16 protein-coding genes are annotated in these 18,874 nt (G+C 41.7%); 7 read left to right on the plus strand and 9 right to left on the minus strand.

Translation table 11 applies throughout. The features are described from left to right. Nucleotides 1–56: 56 nt before the first annotated feature. The 6 genes from J4E76_RS02955 to J4E76_RS02980 form a co-directional block, all read right to left on the minus strand. Nucleotides 57–716: a peptidoglycan DD-metalloendopeptidase family protein gene (locus J4E76_RS02955; RefSeq protein ID WP_208501135.1), complete on the minus strand. Its 660-nt coding sequence runs from the start codon at nucleotides 714–716 to the stop codon at nucleotides 57–59. Between the two features lies 1 nt (nucleotide 717). After that, nucleotides 718–1,869, minus strand: coding sequence for an acetylornithine deacetylase (gene argE / locus J4E76_RS02960; protein ID WP_208501137.1), 1,152 nt, complete (start codon nucleotides 1,867–1,869; stop codon nucleotides 718–720). Nucleotides 1,870–1,981: 112 nt separating this feature from the next. Continuing rightward, nucleotides 1,982–3,385, minus strand: coding sequence for an AbgT family transporter (locus tag J4E76_RS02965; protein WP_208501139.1), 1,404 nt, complete (start codon nucleotides 3,383–3,385; stop codon nucleotides 1,982–1,984). After that, nucleotides 3,385–6,390, minus strand: a complete 3,006-nt coding sequence (locus J4E76_RS02970; protein WP_208501141.1) for a hypothetical protein — start codon at nucleotides 6,388–6,390, stop codon at nucleotides 3,385–3,387. The genes J4E76_RS02965 and J4E76_RS02970 overlap by 1 nt, the downstream gene beginning before the upstream one ends. Nucleotides 6,391–6,480: 90 nt before the next feature. After that, on the minus strand, nucleotides 6,481–7,698 hold the full coding sequence (locus J4E76_RS02975) for an NAD(P)/FAD-dependent oxidoreductase (RefSeq protein ID WP_370592788.1): 1,218 nt from the start codon (nucleotides 7,696–7,698) through the stop codon (nucleotides 6,481–6,483). A 51-nt stretch (nucleotides 7,699–7,749) separates the two neighbouring features. Further along, nucleotides 7,750–8,913 carry a VCBS repeat-containing protein gene (locus tag J4E76_RS02980; RefSeq protein WP_208501143.1) on the minus strand — a complete coding sequence of 388 codons (1,164 nt, stop codon included), beginning with the start codon at nucleotides 8,911–8,913 and terminating at the stop codon, nucleotides 7,750–7,752. A 139-nt stretch (nucleotides 8,914–9,052) separates the two neighbouring features. On the opposite strand from J4E76_RS02980, the gene J4E76_RS21110 reads away from it, so the two are divergent. Both J4E76_RS21110 and J4E76_RS02990 read left to right on the plus strand, forming a co-directional pair. Then, a complete protein-coding gene (locus tag J4E76_RS21110) occupies nucleotides 9,053–10,114 on the plus strand; it encodes a histidine kinase (RefSeq protein WP_208501145.1) in 1,062 nt (353 codons plus the stop codon). Next, nucleotides 10,104–10,880 carry a LytTR family DNA-binding domain-containing protein gene (locus tag J4E76_RS02990; protein ID WP_208501146.1) on the plus strand — a complete coding sequence of 259 codons (777 nt, stop codon included), beginning with the start codon at nucleotides 10,104–10,106 and terminating at the stop codon, nucleotides 10,878–10,880. The genes J4E76_RS21110 and J4E76_RS02990 overlap by 11 nt, the downstream gene beginning before the upstream one ends. A 38-nt stretch (nucleotides 10,881–10,918) precedes the next feature. Here J4E76_RS02990 and J4E76_RS02995 read toward each other — a convergent pair whose 3' ends face one another. Then, nucleotides 10,919–11,449, minus strand: coding sequence for a DinB family protein (locus J4E76_RS02995; protein ID WP_208501147.1), 531 nt, complete (start codon nucleotides 11,447–11,449; stop codon nucleotides 10,919–10,921). 191 nt (nucleotides 11,450–11,640) lie between these two features. Between J4E76_RS02995 and J4E76_RS03000 the strand changes: the two genes are divergently transcribed. The 3 genes from J4E76_RS03000 (at nucleotide 11,641) to J4E76_RS03010 (ending at nucleotide 15,056) form a co-directional block, all read left to right on the plus strand. Continuing rightward, nucleotides 11,641–12,210, plus strand: a complete 570-nt coding sequence (locus J4E76_RS03000) for a DinB family protein (RefSeq protein WP_208501148.1) — start codon at nucleotides 11,641–11,643, stop codon at nucleotides 12,208–12,210. Between the two features lie 172 nt (nucleotides 12,211–12,382). Next, complete coding sequence (locus J4E76_RS03005) at nucleotides 12,383–13,192, plus strand: hypothetical protein (RefSeq protein ID WP_208501149.1); 810 nt, start codon at nucleotides 12,383–12,385, stop codon at nucleotides 13,190–13,192. Beyond that, nucleotides 13,182–15,056 (plus strand): serine protease, encoded by a 1,875-nt coding sequence (locus tag J4E76_RS03010; protein ID WP_208501150.1) that lies wholly within the window; start codon nucleotides 13,182–13,184, stop codon nucleotides 15,054–15,056. Before J4E76_RS03005 ends, J4E76_RS03010 begins: the two co-directional genes overlap by 11 nt. 10 nt (nucleotides 15,057–15,066) lie before the next feature. Here the strand turns inward: J4E76_RS03010 and J4E76_RS03015 are convergent, their stop codons facing one another. Beyond that, entirely contained in the window at nucleotides 15,067–15,486 is a 420-nt protein-coding gene (locus J4E76_RS03015) for an OmpA family protein (RefSeq protein ID WP_208501151.1), read from the minus strand. 95 nt (nucleotides 15,487–15,581) lie between these two features. On the opposite strand from J4E76_RS03015, the gene J4E76_RS03020 reads away from it, so the two are divergent. Both J4E76_RS03020 and J4E76_RS03025 read left to right on the plus strand, forming a co-directional pair. Continuing rightward, nucleotides 15,582–16,076, plus strand: coding sequence for a gluconokinase (locus J4E76_RS03020; protein WP_208501152.1), 495 nt, complete (start codon nucleotides 15,582–15,584; stop codon nucleotides 16,074–16,076). Between the two features lie 34 nt (nucleotides 16,077–16,110). Further along, the gene (locus tag J4E76_RS03025; protein WP_208501154.1) at nucleotides 16,111–17,454 is read left to right on the plus strand and encodes a GntP family permease; all 1,344 of its coding nucleotides are present in this window, start codon (nucleotides 16,111–16,113) and stop codon (nucleotides 17,452–17,454) included. On the opposite strand, the gene gndA is transcribed toward J4E76_RS03025, so the two are convergent. After that, on the minus strand, nucleotides 17,455–18,849 hold the full coding sequence (gndA, locus tag J4E76_RS03030) for an NADP-dependent phosphogluconate dehydrogenase (RefSeq protein WP_208501156.1): 1,395 nt from the start codon (nucleotides 18,847–18,849) through the stop codon (nucleotides 17,455–17,457). Between the last annotated feature and the right edge of the window lie 25 nt (nucleotides 18,850–18,874).

Here is an 18,874-nt window from a genome sequence, read left to right on the forward strand (position 1 = left end):
TAAGTTTATATATGTACATACATACTTTTGTAATCAAAAGTTCAAAGCACGAAAATTTATTTTAAGATAAATATTGAAGGATCCGGACAGTTTCTTAGATAAACCTCTCTTTCTGAAACCTTTGCCACTCCTGGGTAATCTCCTTCATAACCTTGCATATCCCACAATAATTGAAAATGCAGGTGTGGTGGCCAATGATAATTTTCGGCATACTCTCCCATTGTTCCCACCTGATGGCCTGCCTTAACCTCCTTACCCCGATGCAAACCTTCTAAGGACGACAGGCTTAAGTGACCATAGAGCGTATGAAAGACCTTGCCATCCACTGTATGCTCAAGAATAATAACCGGGCCATAGTCCCCATGTACATCTCTATTGGCATAAGAATGAACACGTCCCTCCAAAGGGGCATAAATCTTAGTTCCTGCCTTTGACCACACGTCAACACCTAGATGTATCGTTCTAGGTTCTTCTCCCTCGAACAAGTCAATTCGACTATAGAGCGATCTCTCTTCGGCATAGCCCCCTATTCCAACGGTCTTGCCATTTTTTTGAAGTAACGTGAAAATATAATCCGTGAATGACGACTCACTGTTCAAGTCAATCTTAGATAGCTCAGTATTATCTTTGCTTAAGTCAAGGGGCTGGTATTCATCGAATCGAACCACCTGAGAGTATTTCACTCCCGAGTCTTTGATGAACTGCTCAAAGCTCATCTTAGGACAATTCTTTAATCAGGTTATTCATAAACCTCACTCCCCAATCTAACTGCTCTTTCGACACAAATTCATCTGCTCTATGCGCTTGTGCAATATCTCCAGGGCCGCAGATAATTGCCTCAAAACCGCCCTCAGCAAACTGACCGGCTTCTGCGGCATAGGAAACCGCATCCAGATCATCACACTCGGCAAGTCGTTGAGTCAACCCAACAATCGCTTGATCTTGATGTGTATCTAAACCAGGTACGGCCGGATGAATATTAGAAGTTGTAATGCTGAATCCCGGATAAACCTTTCTGAGTTCAGCTTCTCTTTCTCTACAATACTGTTCAAATTCTTCGAAAACCTCTTGAGGAGTTTCCGATGGAATGGTTCTAACGTCCCAAGTGAAATTGCATTCCTGAGCTATCACATTAGGGGCGATCCCCCCTTCAATTCTACCAATATGTATTGAAGTATGATTGGGGGTAAAACGATCGTCTGTACGACCTGCGCCAATCAGGCTGTCCATTTTATTCTCTAACCAGAGGATCAGCCTCATAGATTCGTGTATAGCGCTGACTTCTTGCTTAATTCTGCTACTGTGTCCCTCTGACCCAGTGACCCTAGTTTCGAATAAGCAAATCCCTTTTTGGCCGATGGTCGGAATCATCATTGAAGGCTCTCCAATAATGGCAAACTGAGGTTTTTCTTGATAGTAGTCATTGATTGCCTTTACCAAGTCGGGGGCCGCTAAACAACCAATCTCTTCATCGTACGAGAAGGCAAAATAAATAGGCTTCTTCAAATCGGCTTTCACCATGTCTGGCAAGGCCTCCAGGCAGCAAGCTGCAAATCCCTTCATGTCGCATGAACCACGAGCATACAACAGGCCATCCTGTTTATCAGTCAGAGTAAAGGGTTCGCTTGTCCATTCCTGACCTTCCACAGGCACAACATCCGTGTGACCCGACAGAATAACGCCTCCATCTACAGCTGGGCCAATCCTGCAATGCAAAGAAGCTTTTGTACCCTCTTCATTTGGAACAAGTACTCCCTCTACGCCATGTTCTGCCAGATAATCTTTAATCCAATGGATGATTGTCAGGTTACTCTCCCCTCCCAACACTGGGAATGACACCAGCTTGGCCAATATTTCTTCAGCATTCATTAATTCTAAGGTTAAATTGTTAATTGTGAATTTTAAATTCAAATGCCTTCCTCAAGTATGTTGCATCAAGATTATAATCATTCATCCTTCAAAATTCGTAATTCAATATTCACTAAGCAGGTCCCCAGTTAATTGATACCGTAATCAGCAATATCGTCCATGAAATCAGCAGGACTAAACCAACTACCGGAATGATAAACCTTAGCCATCGATCGAAGGGAATTCTACACATGGCTAACATCGCGATCAAACCACCAAGTGTGGGATTAAATAAGTTTGTGACACCATCGCCTATTTGGTAGGCCAAGATAGTTGTCTGACGTGTAAGGCCTAATAAATCACCCAAAGGAATCATTATGGGTAATGTGGCCAAAGCCTGACCACTTCCAGAAGGGATGAAGAAGTTGATTACAGACTGTGCCCCTGACATGGCAACTGCCGAAGCATACAAAGGCAGTTGAGATAGGCCTTGGGACAGATAATAGGCAATACTATCAGAGATATTACCCATTTCCATTGCCACCTTAATGGAAGTGGCAAAGCCCACCATAAAAGCTCCAGGGGCCACAACAGAAACAGATTTCAAGGCAGTTTCACTTATCGTTCGACCACTCATTCCTCCAGCGAGGCCTGCGGCTATCGAGATCATTAGAAAGATGGCCGATATTTCGTTGATGTACCAATGGTATTCAAAAACACCAAACAGCATAATGCCCATTCCGCCTACGAAAATTGCCATGATCAACCAGTTATTGGCTGTCATCTGATAAGTTTCTAATGGTTTGGAGAGTTCAAACCCCTTTGTGTCAATGCCCAATGAAAGACTACTCTGAGGGTTTTTAAGAATACGTTTAAAGTACCTAATGTTGAAATAGGCCAAAAGAGATAATGCGCTCAGGCACAAGATAGATCTGATAAGCCAACCTGAATACATTGGCATCTCGGCAATCGTATGGCCTGTACCCACGGTATAAGGATTAAATGGCGATAAGCCGAAGCCCACAGTCACACCTCCTACTGAAATGGCTGCTGCCAGCATCAAATCCCCACCTATTGCCAAACTGGTTATAGCAGCGATAGGAATCAGCGCGATATTATTCTCATAACCGACAAATACTCCTAGCATGCCGAAGATAAAAGTCATAAGCACTACTACAAGGTATCGCCTTTCTAACCCCAGCTTCTTCATAAAAGTACCCACAGCGTTTTCGATCATCCCTGAACGTTCGAGGATGCCAAACATGATCCCACTAGAAAGCACAACAAAGATGATGGCGATGGCGGAGGCAAAACCGCCAGGAATAGCTAAAAAAGTGTCTAGAAACGAAAGTGGAGTCTGTTCAATGGCCTTATAAGAGTCTGGAATTACTCTTTGTCGGCCATCAACAAGCTCTCGATCAAAGCTTCCTGCTGGAATGATGTGACTCAATACGGCAGTAAGCACAATGATCGCGAAGAGCATCACAATAGGATGCGGAATTCGCTGATACCACTTTTTAGAAATCAATTCTGACACTAATCTTCCTTAAGTGCTTCGAATTCTTTCTTGATCTCTTGAAACTTAGACTTCAACTCTTCGAACCTGTCATAAGCATCCTTGCCAGGCTGTTGATCAGCTCGGCCGATCATGCTATTCAGGTAACCAGTTTGAGCACTAAGCATCGGTTGCATATATGTACCTGGGGGTGTCACTAGTTGATAGTACACCGCATCTAGGGCTTCCTTCTTTCTTTGATCCCTTTTACTCGCTCTTTCTTGATTAAGAGAGTTCTCAAGGGCCTTTCTTTCTTCGCCTACTGTTTTTATCAGCTTGGCAACCTCTCCTTGAAAATCTCTTACTGCTAAGGCTAATGCTTCTTGCATTTTAACATCAGCATCATTTACTAAAGTTGCACGAGGGTCTAACCTTACGTTAAACTCCTTTTCGAGTACCTGACCTCCAATGGTCAAACGTGCCTTGTATGTTCCTGTAGATACCATAGGGCCATTGCCTAGATAAGAACGATTAGGGTTTGCACTCCACCCTCCGTGATGCCTCATATTCCAGTTAAATCGATTGATTCCAGCTTTATTTGACAGCCCACCAGAAGCTGGAGCATTACTGAAACCAGTAGCCATATCCACCTCAGTGTCTACTGCTGGTTCTGACTTACCACTAACAAATGATCTCACCACTCTTCCTGAATTGGTCAGAATATCGAGTCTCACATCTTGCTTAGTATCTGCTATATAGTACTCTAGGTTTGCACCTGGTTGTGGGCTTTGACGACTATTCATTCTGAACCTAACCGCATCTTTCGGATTGAAGAAGTAGGCAGTTTCCTGTACAGCTTCCGTCAGGCTTCGAATGCTAGAAATATTGTCAAGTATCCAGAAACCTCTACCCATAGTAGACATCACCAAATCGTCTTGATGAATCTTCATATCCGTTATTGGTGTAACCGGTAAGTTATTGTTAAACTCATTCCATGTTTCCCCATCATTCAAAGAGATAAAGAGTCCAAACTCGGTACCAGCATAAAGGACGCCTTCCTTATTGGGGTCTTCTCTGATTACTCGAGTTGGATAGTCAGCAGGCAAGCCGTTGTCTCCAGTGGTGATTAGCTCCCAAGTCTTTCCATAATCCTCTGTTTTATAGATATATGGAGCATAATCGTTCAATTGATATCTTAATATTGCCACATAAGCTTTGGCAGGGTTGTGTACGGATGGTTCTACCGCATCTACTCGACCGCCAATTGGCATATCTGGAGTCACTCTTTCCCAATTGGCACCACCATCTTTTGTCACATGAACAGGGCCATCGTTAGCTCCAACCCAAATCAGGCCTTCTTGAATTTTTGATTCCTGAATAGCATAAATGGTACTGAAGTATTCTTCACCTGTAACGTCTCTAGTGATTGGCGCTCCTGGCACAACCTGATACTCATCTTCAAAGGCAGTCAGGTCTGGAGAAATAATTTGCCATGTCTTTCCGTCATCCATGGTTTTATGGACATACTGAGAAGTATGATACACTACATTAGGATTGTGAGGAGAAATATGGATTGGTGCCACTCGCTGGAACCTAAATTTCAGGTCCTTAGGGTTGTGACCATAAATATTACTTGCACCGACATAGTACTGCATTTCCTGACCAGTACGCTTGTCAAAGGTTCCGAATCGACCCTTGCAATTTGAGTACACAACGTCCGAATTACCCGGTTTAGGCACTGCAGGACCTGTTTCACAACCCCCTACTCCGAAAATAGTAGAGCGCGCAGCTCCAGTCTGCTTACTCGGCACGGCCATAGTTGAATTATCTTGCTGACCTGCATAAAGCCAATAAGGCGTTTGGTCATCCACATCTACCTGATACAATTCTGCCGTTGGCTGGTTAGACTGAGTAGACCATGACTTGCCATTATTCAATGTCACGTTGGCACCACCATCATTTGCCTGAATCCAAATAGATGTATCATTTGGGTTAATCCAAATATCATGATTGTCACCATGAGGAGTTCTTAGAGCCTTCCATGATTTACCACCATTCTCAGATTTCAGAAACCTTAATGCACTGTTATACAGCACGTTTTCATTCCTTGGGTTAGCATATATATTCGTATAGTAGAAAGGTCTATTGGTTAAGTTCGAGTTATCAGAAACAAACTCCCAATTCGCTCCACGATCGTCCGACCTGTAAAGCCCTCCTTGGTTTTCTGAAGCCTCAATGTTAGCGTAAACCACATTTGGATTGGCAGGTGACACGGCAAAATCAATCTTACCAATTAAGGCCGTAGGCAAACCATTAGTCAGTTTCACCCAATTGACGCCACCATCAGTAGACTTATAAACGCCACCTTCACTTGATCCACTAATAATGGTCCATGGCTTGCGCTCTCCTCTCCAGGCTCCAGCATATATCGTATTTGGGTCGTCTGGGGCAAGTTCAAGGTCTGAGAACCCAACACTATCTGAGTGATAGAGGATTTTGTTCCAAGAAGCTCCACCATCGGTAGTCTTGTAAATCCCACGATCCTCATTTTTGCCAAATGCCTGGCCAATTGCCGCTACATACACGACATCTGGATTATCAGGGTGAATCTCAACGGCTCCAATTTGACCGGTATTCTTCAATCCTACAAACTCCCATTTCTTTCCAGCATTGATCGACTTATAGACACCTTTACCAGTGATCACATTGGATCTGATACCGTCCGAACCTGTACCCACATAAAGGATATCTGGTTGCTTTTGATAAACAGCTATCGCACCAATTGAAGGAGTTGGAAAGTAGCCATCAGAGATGTTTTTCCAGGAGATTCCGTAATCATCAGTTTTCCAAACACCTCCACCAGTGGCACCCATATAGAATACGGAGGGTTGGGTTTCAACGCCCATAACGGCTGTTACTCGACCACCACGGTTGGGCCCGACAGTCCTGAATTTGTATGACTTTAGTAATTCACTTACATCCTGTCCAAGTACAGGAATGCTCAAAAGCGTAAATAGGGCTATTTGAAGAAGGCTTCTTTTTGACATTGGAATGAGTTCTGGTTTATCTACAGTTAGGCGGAAGATACTACAAAAGCGGTAAAAAATCTTGTGGGATTTCCTTGAATGGAAAGAGACTTATCCAACCGACTTACCAGCAATGAATCCGGTAGTCCAAGCGGCTTGAAAATTAAAGCCTCCTGTAACCCCATCAATATCTAAAACCTCGCCTGCAAAATACAAGCCTGGACAGACTCGACTTTCCATTGTCTTAAAGTCTACATTTGCCAGGCTTACCCCTCCACAGGTAACGAATTCCTCTTTAAATGTGGTTTTTCCAGATACTGTATACTGATCGTTCAACAATAGGTTTAGGAGCTTATTCACTCCCTTTTTTCCCAACTCGGACCATAGTTTTTCAAGTGGTAAATCAACCTTATGTACAAGGTGTTCCCAAAGGCGCTGAGGCATTTCAAATGGATTATGATTGCGCAACATGCGCTTACCAAAGGAATTCATCACGTCCTGGAGTATATCTCTCAGTTCTTGCTCTTTGACCTGCCCCAGCCAATTCACATGAATATTGAATTGATACCCCATATCATTGAGTACTCTGGCACCCCAAGCTGAGGTTTTCAAAACTGCCGGGCCACTCATACCCCAATGTGTAATAAGCAGAGGACCGGATTGTATCAGTTTGGTACTCTGAACACGAACACTGGCATTAGTCACAGAAAGCCCCATAAGAGATTTGATTGATTCTTTTGGCATGTTGAAAGTAAAGAGTGACGGCACTGGTGGAATGATATCATGACCTAATTCCTTTAGCCATAGAAACCCTTCCTCTTTTGGACTACCACCACTGGCAACAATCACCTTATCAAAAACTTCAATCCCGTTCTTTAGCGTAAGTTCAAATCCGCTTGAGCTGCTTTTGATTTTAATCACAGGAGAGCTTAGTGAAATATGAACATTGAGCTTTCTGGCTTCAGACATCAGGCAATCCACAATTGTTTGTGAATCATCCGTTGTAGGAAACATCCGATTATCTGACTCGGTTTTCAATGCGACTCTCCTAGCCTCGAACCAATTGACTGTGTCTTCAGAATTAAACTGATCAAAGGCTTTTCTGATTTGCTTGCTACCCCTTGGATAAAACTTGGCCAGTTCTGAATTCTGGAAGCAAGCATGGGTCACATTACATCTTCCGCCACCGGAAACCTTTACTTTCGCTAAAAGCTTAGTGGATTTTTCAAGAATAGTCACTTCACTCTTTGGGAAATGCTTCTTAGCGGAAAGAGCTGCAAAGAAACCCGCAGCACCACCTCCTATAATGGCCACTTTTTTTATTGACACTCGCTGATCTTTACACGCTTCAAGGTGTAAAAATGCATTAAAATATTTTAGCTATTTGGCCTTATGAAAAAGTAGTTTATCCGGCCCTCGAAATCCACAAATGAAAATATCCAACTCCCCATCTCCATTATAATCGGCAATCTGAAAATCAAATGGGTACATATTTAGGCTGGGAAAATATTGGTCTGTCGTATCTACAAAACCTCTACCTGATTGATTGATCAGCACTATCTGTTCAGGTCCGTTAAACCTGTTCCCCGTGAGTATATCTAGGAACCCATCGTTGTTTAAGTCAACGAAATCTGCGTCTACTGTCCTGAAATCACTCACTGGAAGTAACTCTGTGGCTTCGCTAAAAATTCCATTACCATCATTTCGCAAAAGTCGATTTTGTGGATTTCCAAAACCGCCAAAGTCCACATTAGAAAAGTGAATATCAAGATCTCCGTCATTGTCAATATCGCCCAACTCAACCTCTCGTGTCTGATCTTCGAGTTGTGGAAGTCTTGATTTAGTTTGATCTTCAAAAAACCCGTTACCATCATTGATCAAAATCCTGTTGTGTGCTTCGTTAGCCTCAAGAATATCCATATCACCATCGTTGTCAATATCAGCCAGTTCAACGTCTTGGGTGGTATATGTATTAGCATCTAACCTCTCTGCCGTTTCATCAATAAAGACATTCCCTGATTGATTAATGAGCAGGAAATTTTGACCGGCATTGGCTATCAGTAAGTCTGTGTACCCATCATTGTTGAAATCATAGGCCTCCACAGCGTTAGAGGTTCCTCTGAATCTGTCCAAAATACTTATCGCCTTAAACTGAGCATTGCCTACGTTTTGGTAAAACTCATTGACCTGATCATCCTCACTGACAAAAACGATATCGAGATCTCCATCATTATCAAAATCCGCTATGGCAATGTCTTCGGAATCATGCCTGGCGGAAGGGAATCTGTCCTCGCTTTCATCAATGAGCTTACCTGTGCCATCATTAATCAAAATTTTATTCATCTGAAATTCCATGGCAAGGACTATGTCTATGTCTCCATCTCCATCGATATCAATGCTATGGCCGTCCATAGTGTTTCCAGTAGATTTACTTATGAGGTGAGTGTTGGTTACATCTCTGTAAGGGCTTGGAGACAGATATGTATTTGTGGTTAATAATTGGCCAGCGAGTAGGAACCCTGAAACGAATAGGAGGTTTTTCATAGCATTAAACTAATGCTCTTAACCTATTTAATAAGACATAAAAGGGAGCAGTATGATGCCAAATGCAAGAATTGTTGTGAGTAACAAGTGACTTTGGCCATCAACCATTCTATTCCTTGTATTTTGATTAATTTGGAATGTGGAAAGCAAAAGCCCAATAAGCTATTGGCAAGCTCTTTTAGGAGGTTTACTCATTGTACTGACCCTAACCGTTGAGTCGAGCGACTATGTTGATGGTCAATTCCTGATAAACTCAAACCGAACCATCCTTCTTCTTATCAATTACATTATTTGGCCATTGTCTATTCAATGGATCTATACCGCTCTGGTTAAAATTGACCTGAACTATTCAAGCTTCTTCAAAACTTTCCTACCCAGGTTTTTAGCTTTCGTCATTGCTCAGCTTATTGTTTCCAATGCCATATTTTCACTGTTAAAGCTCATCCTCATTGATCAGTCAATTGCGAGCAGTATGGGTGGTCTTAGGGCAGTTTTGCCTCAGGCCATTACCAGTCGCATTATCGATTTGAGTGTAATTGTGGGTGTCCTCAAAGTAGTTGCCGGACAAAAACGCATTGCTGCTCAAAAGCTTGAAATGTCGAACCTCCAAAATCAGTTGACACAAACTAAATTGGACATGCTGCAAATGCAATTGAATCCTCACTTTCTCTTTAATGCATTACACGCTATTCATTCCTTGATTGGTTATGATAATGAGAAATCGAAGAAGCTACTTTTGAATATTAGCCGCCTACTTCGAAAAATTTTAGAGCTGGGTAATCAGCAAATGATTCCCTTGAACGAAGAGTTAGAATTCTTTAAAACCTACCTATCCATTGAAGAAGAAAGGTTTCATGATCGGTTGAGCACAGATTATAATATATCGCCTGAAAGTTTGGACTGCTTTGTCCCAAGCCTCCTCCTTCAACCTCTATTAGAAAATGCTTTAAAGCATGGTATTGCTTTGCTTGAGGACCCAGGAAGGATTCAGTTAAAGACCTTCTTGGGTGACGATGTTTTGAATATTGAACTCAGTAATTCAATCAGTTCGGAAAATTCCGCTGAAGTCTCCATGGGGATTGGACTCAAAAATGTCAAAAATAGACTGCAGACCTTATTCCCAGACAATCATGAGTTCAGTGCTCAGAAAGTAGAAGACGATTTTGTTGTAAAAATAATTATCCCAAAACATGATATATAGTGCAATCATTGTGGATGATGAGCCACATGCAAGAAGGTATCTATCAGAGCTGATAGCTAAAGACCCGGAAATTAAGTTGGCCGGAGAGTTTAGAAATGGTAAAGAAGCGCTTAACTACCTATCGAGCAACAAAGTAGACATTGTATTTTTAGATATTGAGATGCCAAATGTCAACGGTTTGGAGGTGGCAAACGGATTAACAGAAGGTGCAAATCAAAATGCAGTCATCATTTTTACTACTGCTTATAATCAGTATGCCATTACGGCTTTCGAGGCTCAAGCACTGGATTATTTACTCAAACCCTTTGATGAGCTTAGATTTACAAAAGCCCTTAACAGAGCCAAAACACAAGTAGATCTACAGGGACAAGATCTGCTTCACCATAAGATTGCTGACTTGTATGATAACTTCAAAAAATCGAAATCACCCCAAATACATGAATTTGTCATTAAGGAAAAGGGCTTGGAGTTTAGCATCAATACTTCCAAGATCATTGCAATCGAAGCAAGTGGTGTCTATGCAATATTGATCACAAAGCAAAAGGGTCATTTATATCGAATCGCCCTTAATGACCTTGAATCTAATTTACCTTCGAGTTTTCTTCGTATTCACCGATCGTCAATTGTCAACCTTGATCACTTAAGCAAGTTTAAATACCTCAACAACTCTACCTTCGAATTCAGCATGGACAATGAAAAAGTCTATGTATCTGGCAGAAGTTATCAGAGTAGAATCAAGTCTGTTTTAAGTGAAAAAGGGCTGTAATCTTAGACCACAACCCTTTTAATGAAACGACTAGTAATCTACAAAAACCAACTTGTCGATTTCGCTGGTGCAATACCGTTCATTCTCATCATAACAATGATCTTACCATGCTCTCTGTGCATGTGGTGTTCCCCCTGAAGAAGCATCTCAAGTCTCGATACTTCATTACCAAAGGCATTAATCACTTCATCCCAATTTTCTACCTTCTTGATGGAAGCAATGGCAAAATCAAAGGCTTCCTCTAAATCCTTGATGATTTCTTCCTTAGACTTCAGTTGGTTTGTTTTAGCATTCAATTCCTGAATCTCTTGATTTCTCCCCGCCAGAGAACCTGTGAAAAACCTCGTAGAGGTACTTACATGCTTCACCATATCACCAAAGGCCAAAATTTTGTCGTTAATAACAAAATCCCATTTATCCTCTGGCAAGGCCTTAGCAGTGTTAACTACCATGTTTTTCATATTACTCCAGGCAAAGACCATTCTGTCTACCTTTAAATTTTGGGCCGTAGCCAGGTTGATAGACATAAGACCTACCAACATCATTAAATAGTACTTCTTGTTTTTCATATCGAATCATTTTGCCCCTATCAACGCCCATTATTCTGAAGTGACTGGCATACTGCAGTCAATGACAACGGTTGTTGCAAATGACAAATGTCAGTTCAACATTGAAGTCGGTTTACGTTTTTCTCAACTCACCTAGTCTTCATTTTAGAACTTCCTGAATAAAACTACGTATGGTTATGAAACACTTTTTAATGAAAACCATGAAAACCATCTCAAAAACACTTTTAGTGCTTGCGGTAATCGTATTTACCTCAGCCAACTTATTGATCACAGGTGATTCTAAATTGGAGTCAGACACCAAGGCAGCCTTAGTTGCAGATTGGGAAAGGGCAAAAGCATTCAGTTTAGAATACATTGATGCCATGCCTGAAGACGGCATGAGTTACAAGCCAAATGAGTCAGTCAGATCTTTTGCAGCGCAATTTCTGCACATTGCACAAGGCAACATTGGCCTAGTTGCTAACGGAACTGGTGCAGAGCGCATTCACACTGATGTACCGAACTTTGAAGCAGCAGAGAAATTTCAGAGTAAAACAGCTCTAAGAGCTTTGACTGTCGAAGTGTATGATTGGTGCATCGAAGGCATCAAGAATATGGACATGAGCAAAGCTGATGAGGTAGTTGGTCCCAACGAGCAATTTTCATTTCCAAGAATGGAATGGATCAAAAAGGGCTTTGAGCACCAGACACATCATAGAGGTCAAACATCTATTTACCTAAGAATGAAAGGTATCGCTCCCCCCGCAGCGAAGCTATTCTAAGAGATTTAATTCTCCTTTTAAAGCCAATTGCGATTCGTAGTTGGCTTTTTTTAACCCCCCTTTCCCAAATTGGTTCTCCATCTACGAAGTGAAAAATCGTTGCTGACCCACCATAATTCAGAAACTTATTATAGTCTACGGATTTGATTATTATTGTCTATAGAAAATAAACATGGACAGTAATAAACGAATAGCATTTTTCAGTGGGGCTGGTCTTGGCTTGACAGTCGGATTGTTTATGGGACTGACAGTCTCTCCTGTTGTTGGTGTAGTCATTGGAGCCATCGCATCATCACTAGCCATTTTTCTAGGCTTTGGTGATGGAGAGCACACACAGATAAAGAGTATAAGGATTGGAGCTTTCGGCTTAATTGCCGCTTTAAGCGCCCTTTTAGGATTGTACATTAGAGCCAACAACCTTCTTGCCCCTTCCCTTCAGCAACTCAAAGCGGAATATATAGAAGTAGGTTTTAGTGAAGAAGAAGCACTTTCATTTCTAAAGTTTAAAGAATTTGGAATCATCGATGAATCATGGCGAATGGCAGGTGGAGATTCCGCGGCCATATCTACTGTTCAAGCAGGTACATCTCTGTTGTTCAATGCCAGCCGAGTCTCAAAAGAGAAATGTGACAAGTTCGAGTTTGACGAGTTCACCCCTCTAAAAATAATTATCAATAACCTTACTTTCTTAGATGATGAATGGAAGATCATGACAGAAGAGGTCATCAAAAACTTTCCTGATGAAAAAGACCAAAGGGATATTCTCATCTTTCTCTCAGATTACATTTGTGATGATCGATTGAATGGTGCCGAATGTTCTGCTTTGAATAGCATTAATGACCAATCTGATCTTCCAACAGTTCAGCAAGCATTCAGATCCATCGGTGAAGTCGGAAATGAAATAGTGAACAGATCCTCGGAGCTGACGCGTCCGATGGAAATTCTTATGCTACTAAAAAACACACTCTGCGATGATAAATAAGCGCACAATACTAATCGTCACCTCTGTTCTGTTCATTCAACTTGCTTCCATAAATGGGCAGATTGACAGAAAGTTCATCAGCAATTCCGTAATGAAAGTAATTGTTGACTATGGTAATGGCGAAGAAACGGCTACAGGGTTTCTATGGAAAGATAAAACCACACTTGTCACCTCTTATCATGTCGTAAAAGCAGGGTATAAATCGATCACCATTCAGGATGTTTTTGGTTGGAAAGCAAGAGCAGAAATTTCAAAAGTGTACAAACCAGCAGATCTCATGCTTTTGGAGATCACATCTACTCCGGGAGATGACTGGGTTCCTTTTACCCAGATTGACCCTTCTGTAGCCGAAGGAGAAAAGACCAAGGCATATGGCTACAATGGTAGTGCAGCGGGTATTGTACCCATCACACTTGAAAAAACAGATCCAATCCCAGGAGGAACATTATACTATGCCATCCCTAAAGAAGATAGAGAAGCCATAAAAGCACTGGGATTCCCAAGTTTAAAATTGCCCATCATGTACCTACTTGGTGGGCTTCTACCAGGGTATTCCGGAAGTCCTATTCTTAACAACCAAGGAGAACTTGTTGCCATTGGTGATGGAGGACTAAACAAAGGAACGACAAATTCTAGTTGGGGAATTCCAGTAGAAAACCTCTCAAAACTCTCCAGTGCCAATTTAGACTTAGCTTCTTCGGGTTCCGGAAGGCTCTTTTCTTCAGGGCAATCTTCTTCAGAAAAGAAGAAGTCTGAGGAGGCAGAGTTTAGGCTGGAAGGTGGTGAGGACTTCTTTTATACCAAAACGGTAAAGCTGATTGACATTCTCGAGAATTCAGATGATCCTCAAATGCTGCGGGGTATCCTCGGAGCTTACGAGGATTTTGGCTTTGATCTTGAAGGAATTGAGTTCGAAGTCTACCAAGAAGTAACGTCTAACTATGTAATTGTTATTCCCAGAGGATCAAAAATTGAAACCAAGGGTAATTACTTTGAAATCACAGCTTTTGATCAGAACCTATGGGCGACTTTCACGCCTCGAGGGCTTGTGAAAAATTCACTTAACGAATTTGCTGAATGGACCATGACCACATCCAATGAAAAGGTAGATAATCAACCTTTCTCTAAGGAAGAGTTCCAAACCACCTCTGATGGAATTATGCGTATGGTTCAATTCCTTGAATACAATTCCGAAACAAACACGCTAGATAAGCTTTGGGCAAAAAAGGGACTCAAAGTCCATGATAATACCGCGTTCATTCAAGCAAGAACATGGTTGAAGGACGTTGATGCAGAAGAGTTTATAGCCTGCTATACATCGGAGTCTGGTTCAGAGTGTAATACCAAAGTCAAAGAAAGAGTTAAGGTGGCGGTTATCATGAACATTATGATGAACCTAATGACCATTGCCAATACTCAAGTGCTCTACATTGAACCTTTGCGTGAGGTTTATTGGGAAGAACAAGACAATCTGCATGTCTCCTTTCCAGAATCGTTGACAATTACTGAGGTTTCTAATTCGAAGCTAAAAGCAAGTACCCCAGAATTCAATATGTCTCTTTCCGCAGAAGAACTTGAAGAAGCAAACAACTTTAATTCTCTTTCAAGTTTTATGGATGCCTGGGCAGGTGCATTGCCACAATGGAAAGTGATCGAAGAAAGTGTGTCTGATGATATACAGAAAGTAAATGGCTTTAATGCAGTTTTCGGGTTTTATGAAACTGATCAGGAAGGGCTAAATGCCTTGCTATTTACGGCCTACAAGCCCGAAGCACCTAGAACAAGGTATAACTGGATTGTGATATTCGAAGATGATAAATTCGACACGGTAAATGAGATGATAAAGAAATTTGGAAGAAAGTAAGCTGAAATGGCTAAATGGCGAGCCAAAAAATGATATCGACCCTTCGATTTCTTCTTCTTCCTTGCCAAGTCCTGTTGTCATGGATGGGGTTAAAAAGGCCGAAGTCTCTTTTTTCAATGACTTCCTTCTTTACTTTTTCATTTAATATAAGCTCTTCTATCACTGAGTCGCTACGCATTTCGCTTAACCATTCGTTGTATTCTTTACCTCCTATATTATCGGTATGACTATGCACAGTAATAACGAAATTATGTATGTTCGGAATTGAATCTAAAACGTATTGTAGTCTTTCCGATTGGCGCGCACTAACATAGAAGCTTCCACCTCCAAAATATATACTTTGAACAAAAGAGGGTTCACCAGATGATTGGGCAGTTCCCTCGAAAGAGGTTAGCATTGAAAAGCCAATAAGAAGGATAAACAAGCGCATCTGGACTTAATTTACATGTTTACAACGAATTATGAATTCTACAGTTCTGTAAAAATTGAATTTAGGGCTACATTTTTTATAAATGGAATAGAGCTATGCATTCTAAAAAACTAATTATCGTAATGGGAATTACCGGTTCTGGTAAATCCACTGTGGGGAAAGCACTGTCAGAAAAATTGGGAGTCCCATTCCTAGATGCAGACGACTTTCATCCGCAAGAAAACATTAAGAAAATGTCCAGATCCATTCCTTTGAACGATGATGACCGTTGGCCCTGGCTTGGAGCGATTGTTGAATATGTCTTACAAGCACATCGAAAAGAATTCGTTTTGGCCTGTTCAGCTTTGAAACAGTCATATAGAGATTACTTAGGACAGCGGCTCGATAACCAGTATTTGTTTTTAGATCTTAGTCAGGACGAAGCAGAAAGAAGGTTAAGCGAACGATCAAGTCATTTTATGCCCCAGGCTCTAGTGAAATCACAGTTGACTACGCTTGAACCACCTTCAGGCGCCCTCAATCTAGGTGCAACGCTTAGCATTGATGAAATCGTGAAAGAAGCACAATCCCATTTCGCAGATTTCATATAATTCAGTAGCTTCTGCCGGAATTTGAAACGCGCTTATGAATGAACTTCAACTCATCTTTGCAATCCTCTCAGGCATTGCATTATTACTAACACTGATCATTAAGTTCAAATTGAATGCCTTCCTCAGCTTGCTCCTTGCAAGTATCTGGGTTGGACTAGTCGGAGGTTTGTCTGGCGAAGTAGTTATTGAATCTATCACTACTGGCATGGGTAGTACCCTAGCTTTCATTGCTACAATTGTTGGTCTTGGTGCCATTTTCGGAGCGCTCCTTGAACATTCTGGAGGTGCCCAAGCATTAGCAAAATTCCTGCTTAAGAAGGGTGGTGAGGCAAAATCCAGACTAGCACTGATGCTCACTGGATTCTTGGTGTCCATTCCAGTTTTCTTTGATGTGGGTATCATTATTCTATTCCCAATAGTGAAATCTTTAGCCAAGAAAAGTGGTAAGAATGTCCTTCACTATGCCCTTCCCCTGCTCACTGGACTTGCTGTCACCCATAGTTTCATTCCTCCAACACCGGGTCCAGCCGCAGTAGCAAATATTTTAGGAGTTGATCTAGGCTATGCCATCGTGGTTGGTCTGTTCATTGGCTTACCTACCGCGATATTTTGTGGACTTTTTCTGAGCAAGTTGGTGACTCCGCAGGAGGTAAATACGATTGAGACAGCAGAATCCACAGACATCGAATTTGATCCAAAACTAGTCAAAACCATCTTCACAGTATTAGGGCTTCCGATTGCCCTTATTCTAGTTGGTTCCTTACTCAATACATTAGCTGGAGAAGGCATTATTGAAAATGGCATTCTCATTGAAGTATTTGCTTTTATTGGACACCCATTTGTATCTCTTACCATCGGTACATTGATGGCTTTGTACTATCTGGGTACAAAGCGGGGGGCTACAAAGGAAGAGCTTTTTGATCTGGCCAACCGTTCCCTTGGCCCAGCTGGTTCTATTATTCTAATCACTGGTGCTGGTGGTGTTTTAAAGCAAATGATGATTAATACAGGTATTGGTGATATGATTGGCAATGCCATGGAATCTGGCACTGTATCACTTGTTTTACTGGCCTACCTAGTGTCAGTACTTGTGAGAATTATGCAGGGCTCAGCTACCGTAGCCATGCTTACAGCAGCAGGTATAGTCGCGGCAGTCATACCTGGAATGGACTTGACTATGCTCGACAAAACTTTGATTATGATGGCTGTTGCGGCAGGTTCCGTTGTTCTATCTCATGTAAACGATAGTGGATTCTGGTTAGTCAATCGGTACTTAGACCATAGTGTTCAACAAACACTAAGATCATGGACCATCCAATCCAGTATGATTTCGTTATTCAGTTTTGTATTGATCTTTATAGCCTACCAGATTCTTTGATTACCACTCTGTGTGAAAGATGCCTTCGCGATCTGTACGCTCATAAGTGTGTGAGCCAAAGTGATCTCTCTGTGCTTGCACCAGATTCATTGGCAGCCTACCAGATTTAAAAGCATTGAAGTAGTTAAGGCCTGCACTCATTGCCGAAAGCGGAATACCAGCATTTAGGCCAGAAGAAACAACTTTGGACGTACTCCCAACAAGAGGTTTGATCTCATCTGCAAATTCTCCATCAAGTAGCAGGTTCTGGAGCTTAGCATTACGACTAAATGCTTTTCGCATTTTTTCTAACAATCCAGACCTTATAATACAGCCGCCTCTCCAAATCTTTGAGATTACCTCTAAGTCCAGTTCATAACCATATTCTTCTGAAGCCGCAGCGAGTTGTTGCATGCCTTGTGCATAAGCCATGATAAAATTAAAGTACAAAGCCTCTTCTACCTGTTCGACAGTAGCATCACTATTAGTTGAACCAGCTCCATAGATACTTTCGGCTTCCTCTCTCATACCTTTAAGTGATGAGATCTCACGCATACTGACCGACACATCAACTGTGGGGATTGGAATACCCAAATCCATAGCATTTTGAGAGGTCCACTTACCGGTACCTTTTTGTTTTCCTTTGTCCAGAATTACATCTACCAAATCGGCACTTGTCAGTGTATCTTTCTGGGCAAAAATTTCAGAAGTTATTTCAATTAGGAACGACTGAAGCCTACCGGCATTCCATTGAGTGAATGTCTCTTGTAGTTGATCGTTAGACAAGCCAAGTCCTCTTTTCATCAGGTCATAAGCCTCAGCGATCAATTGCATCATGCCATACTCGATACCATTGTGTACCATTTTGACATAATTGCCTGCAGATCCATTACCCAAATGTGCCACGCAAGGCTCTCCATTTACCTTGGCTGAAGCAGCTTCGAAAATCGGTTTAATGTGCTGATAAGCCTCTTTATCGCCACCAGGCATAATACTTGGCCCCTTTCTGGCTCCTTTGGCACCACCAGAAACACCGGCACCAAAAAAGTGAATATTGTCTCTGGAAAGCTCTTCAAAACGCCTGTTGGTATCTGTATAGAATGAATTACCACCATCTATGATAATGTCACCTTCGGATAAGTGAGGCTTTAAATCATTAATAACAGCATCCACTGGTTTTCCAGCAGGTACCAAAAGCATAATTTTTCTTGGCGGTGCTAGCTTCTCAATGAATTCCAGTTTGTCTTGAGTTGCATGCACGACTCTGCCCTCACCTTCGGTCAAAAGAGACTCGACTTTCTCTGTATCAAGGTCCAGGCCGATGGCAGAGAAGTTGTTATCTGCTACATTGAGAATGAAGTTCCTTCCCATAACACCTAAACCCACTAAACCGAAGTCGTATTTTATCTCTGTCATTGTCTAAATTTCTTATGAAATAACC

The sequence above is a fragment of the Roseivirga sp. E12 genome, assembly GCF_017592825.1.
In the GTDB taxonomy this organism is placed as follows: Bacteria; Bacteroidota; Bacteroidia; order Cytophagales; family Cyclobacteriaceae; genus Roseivirga.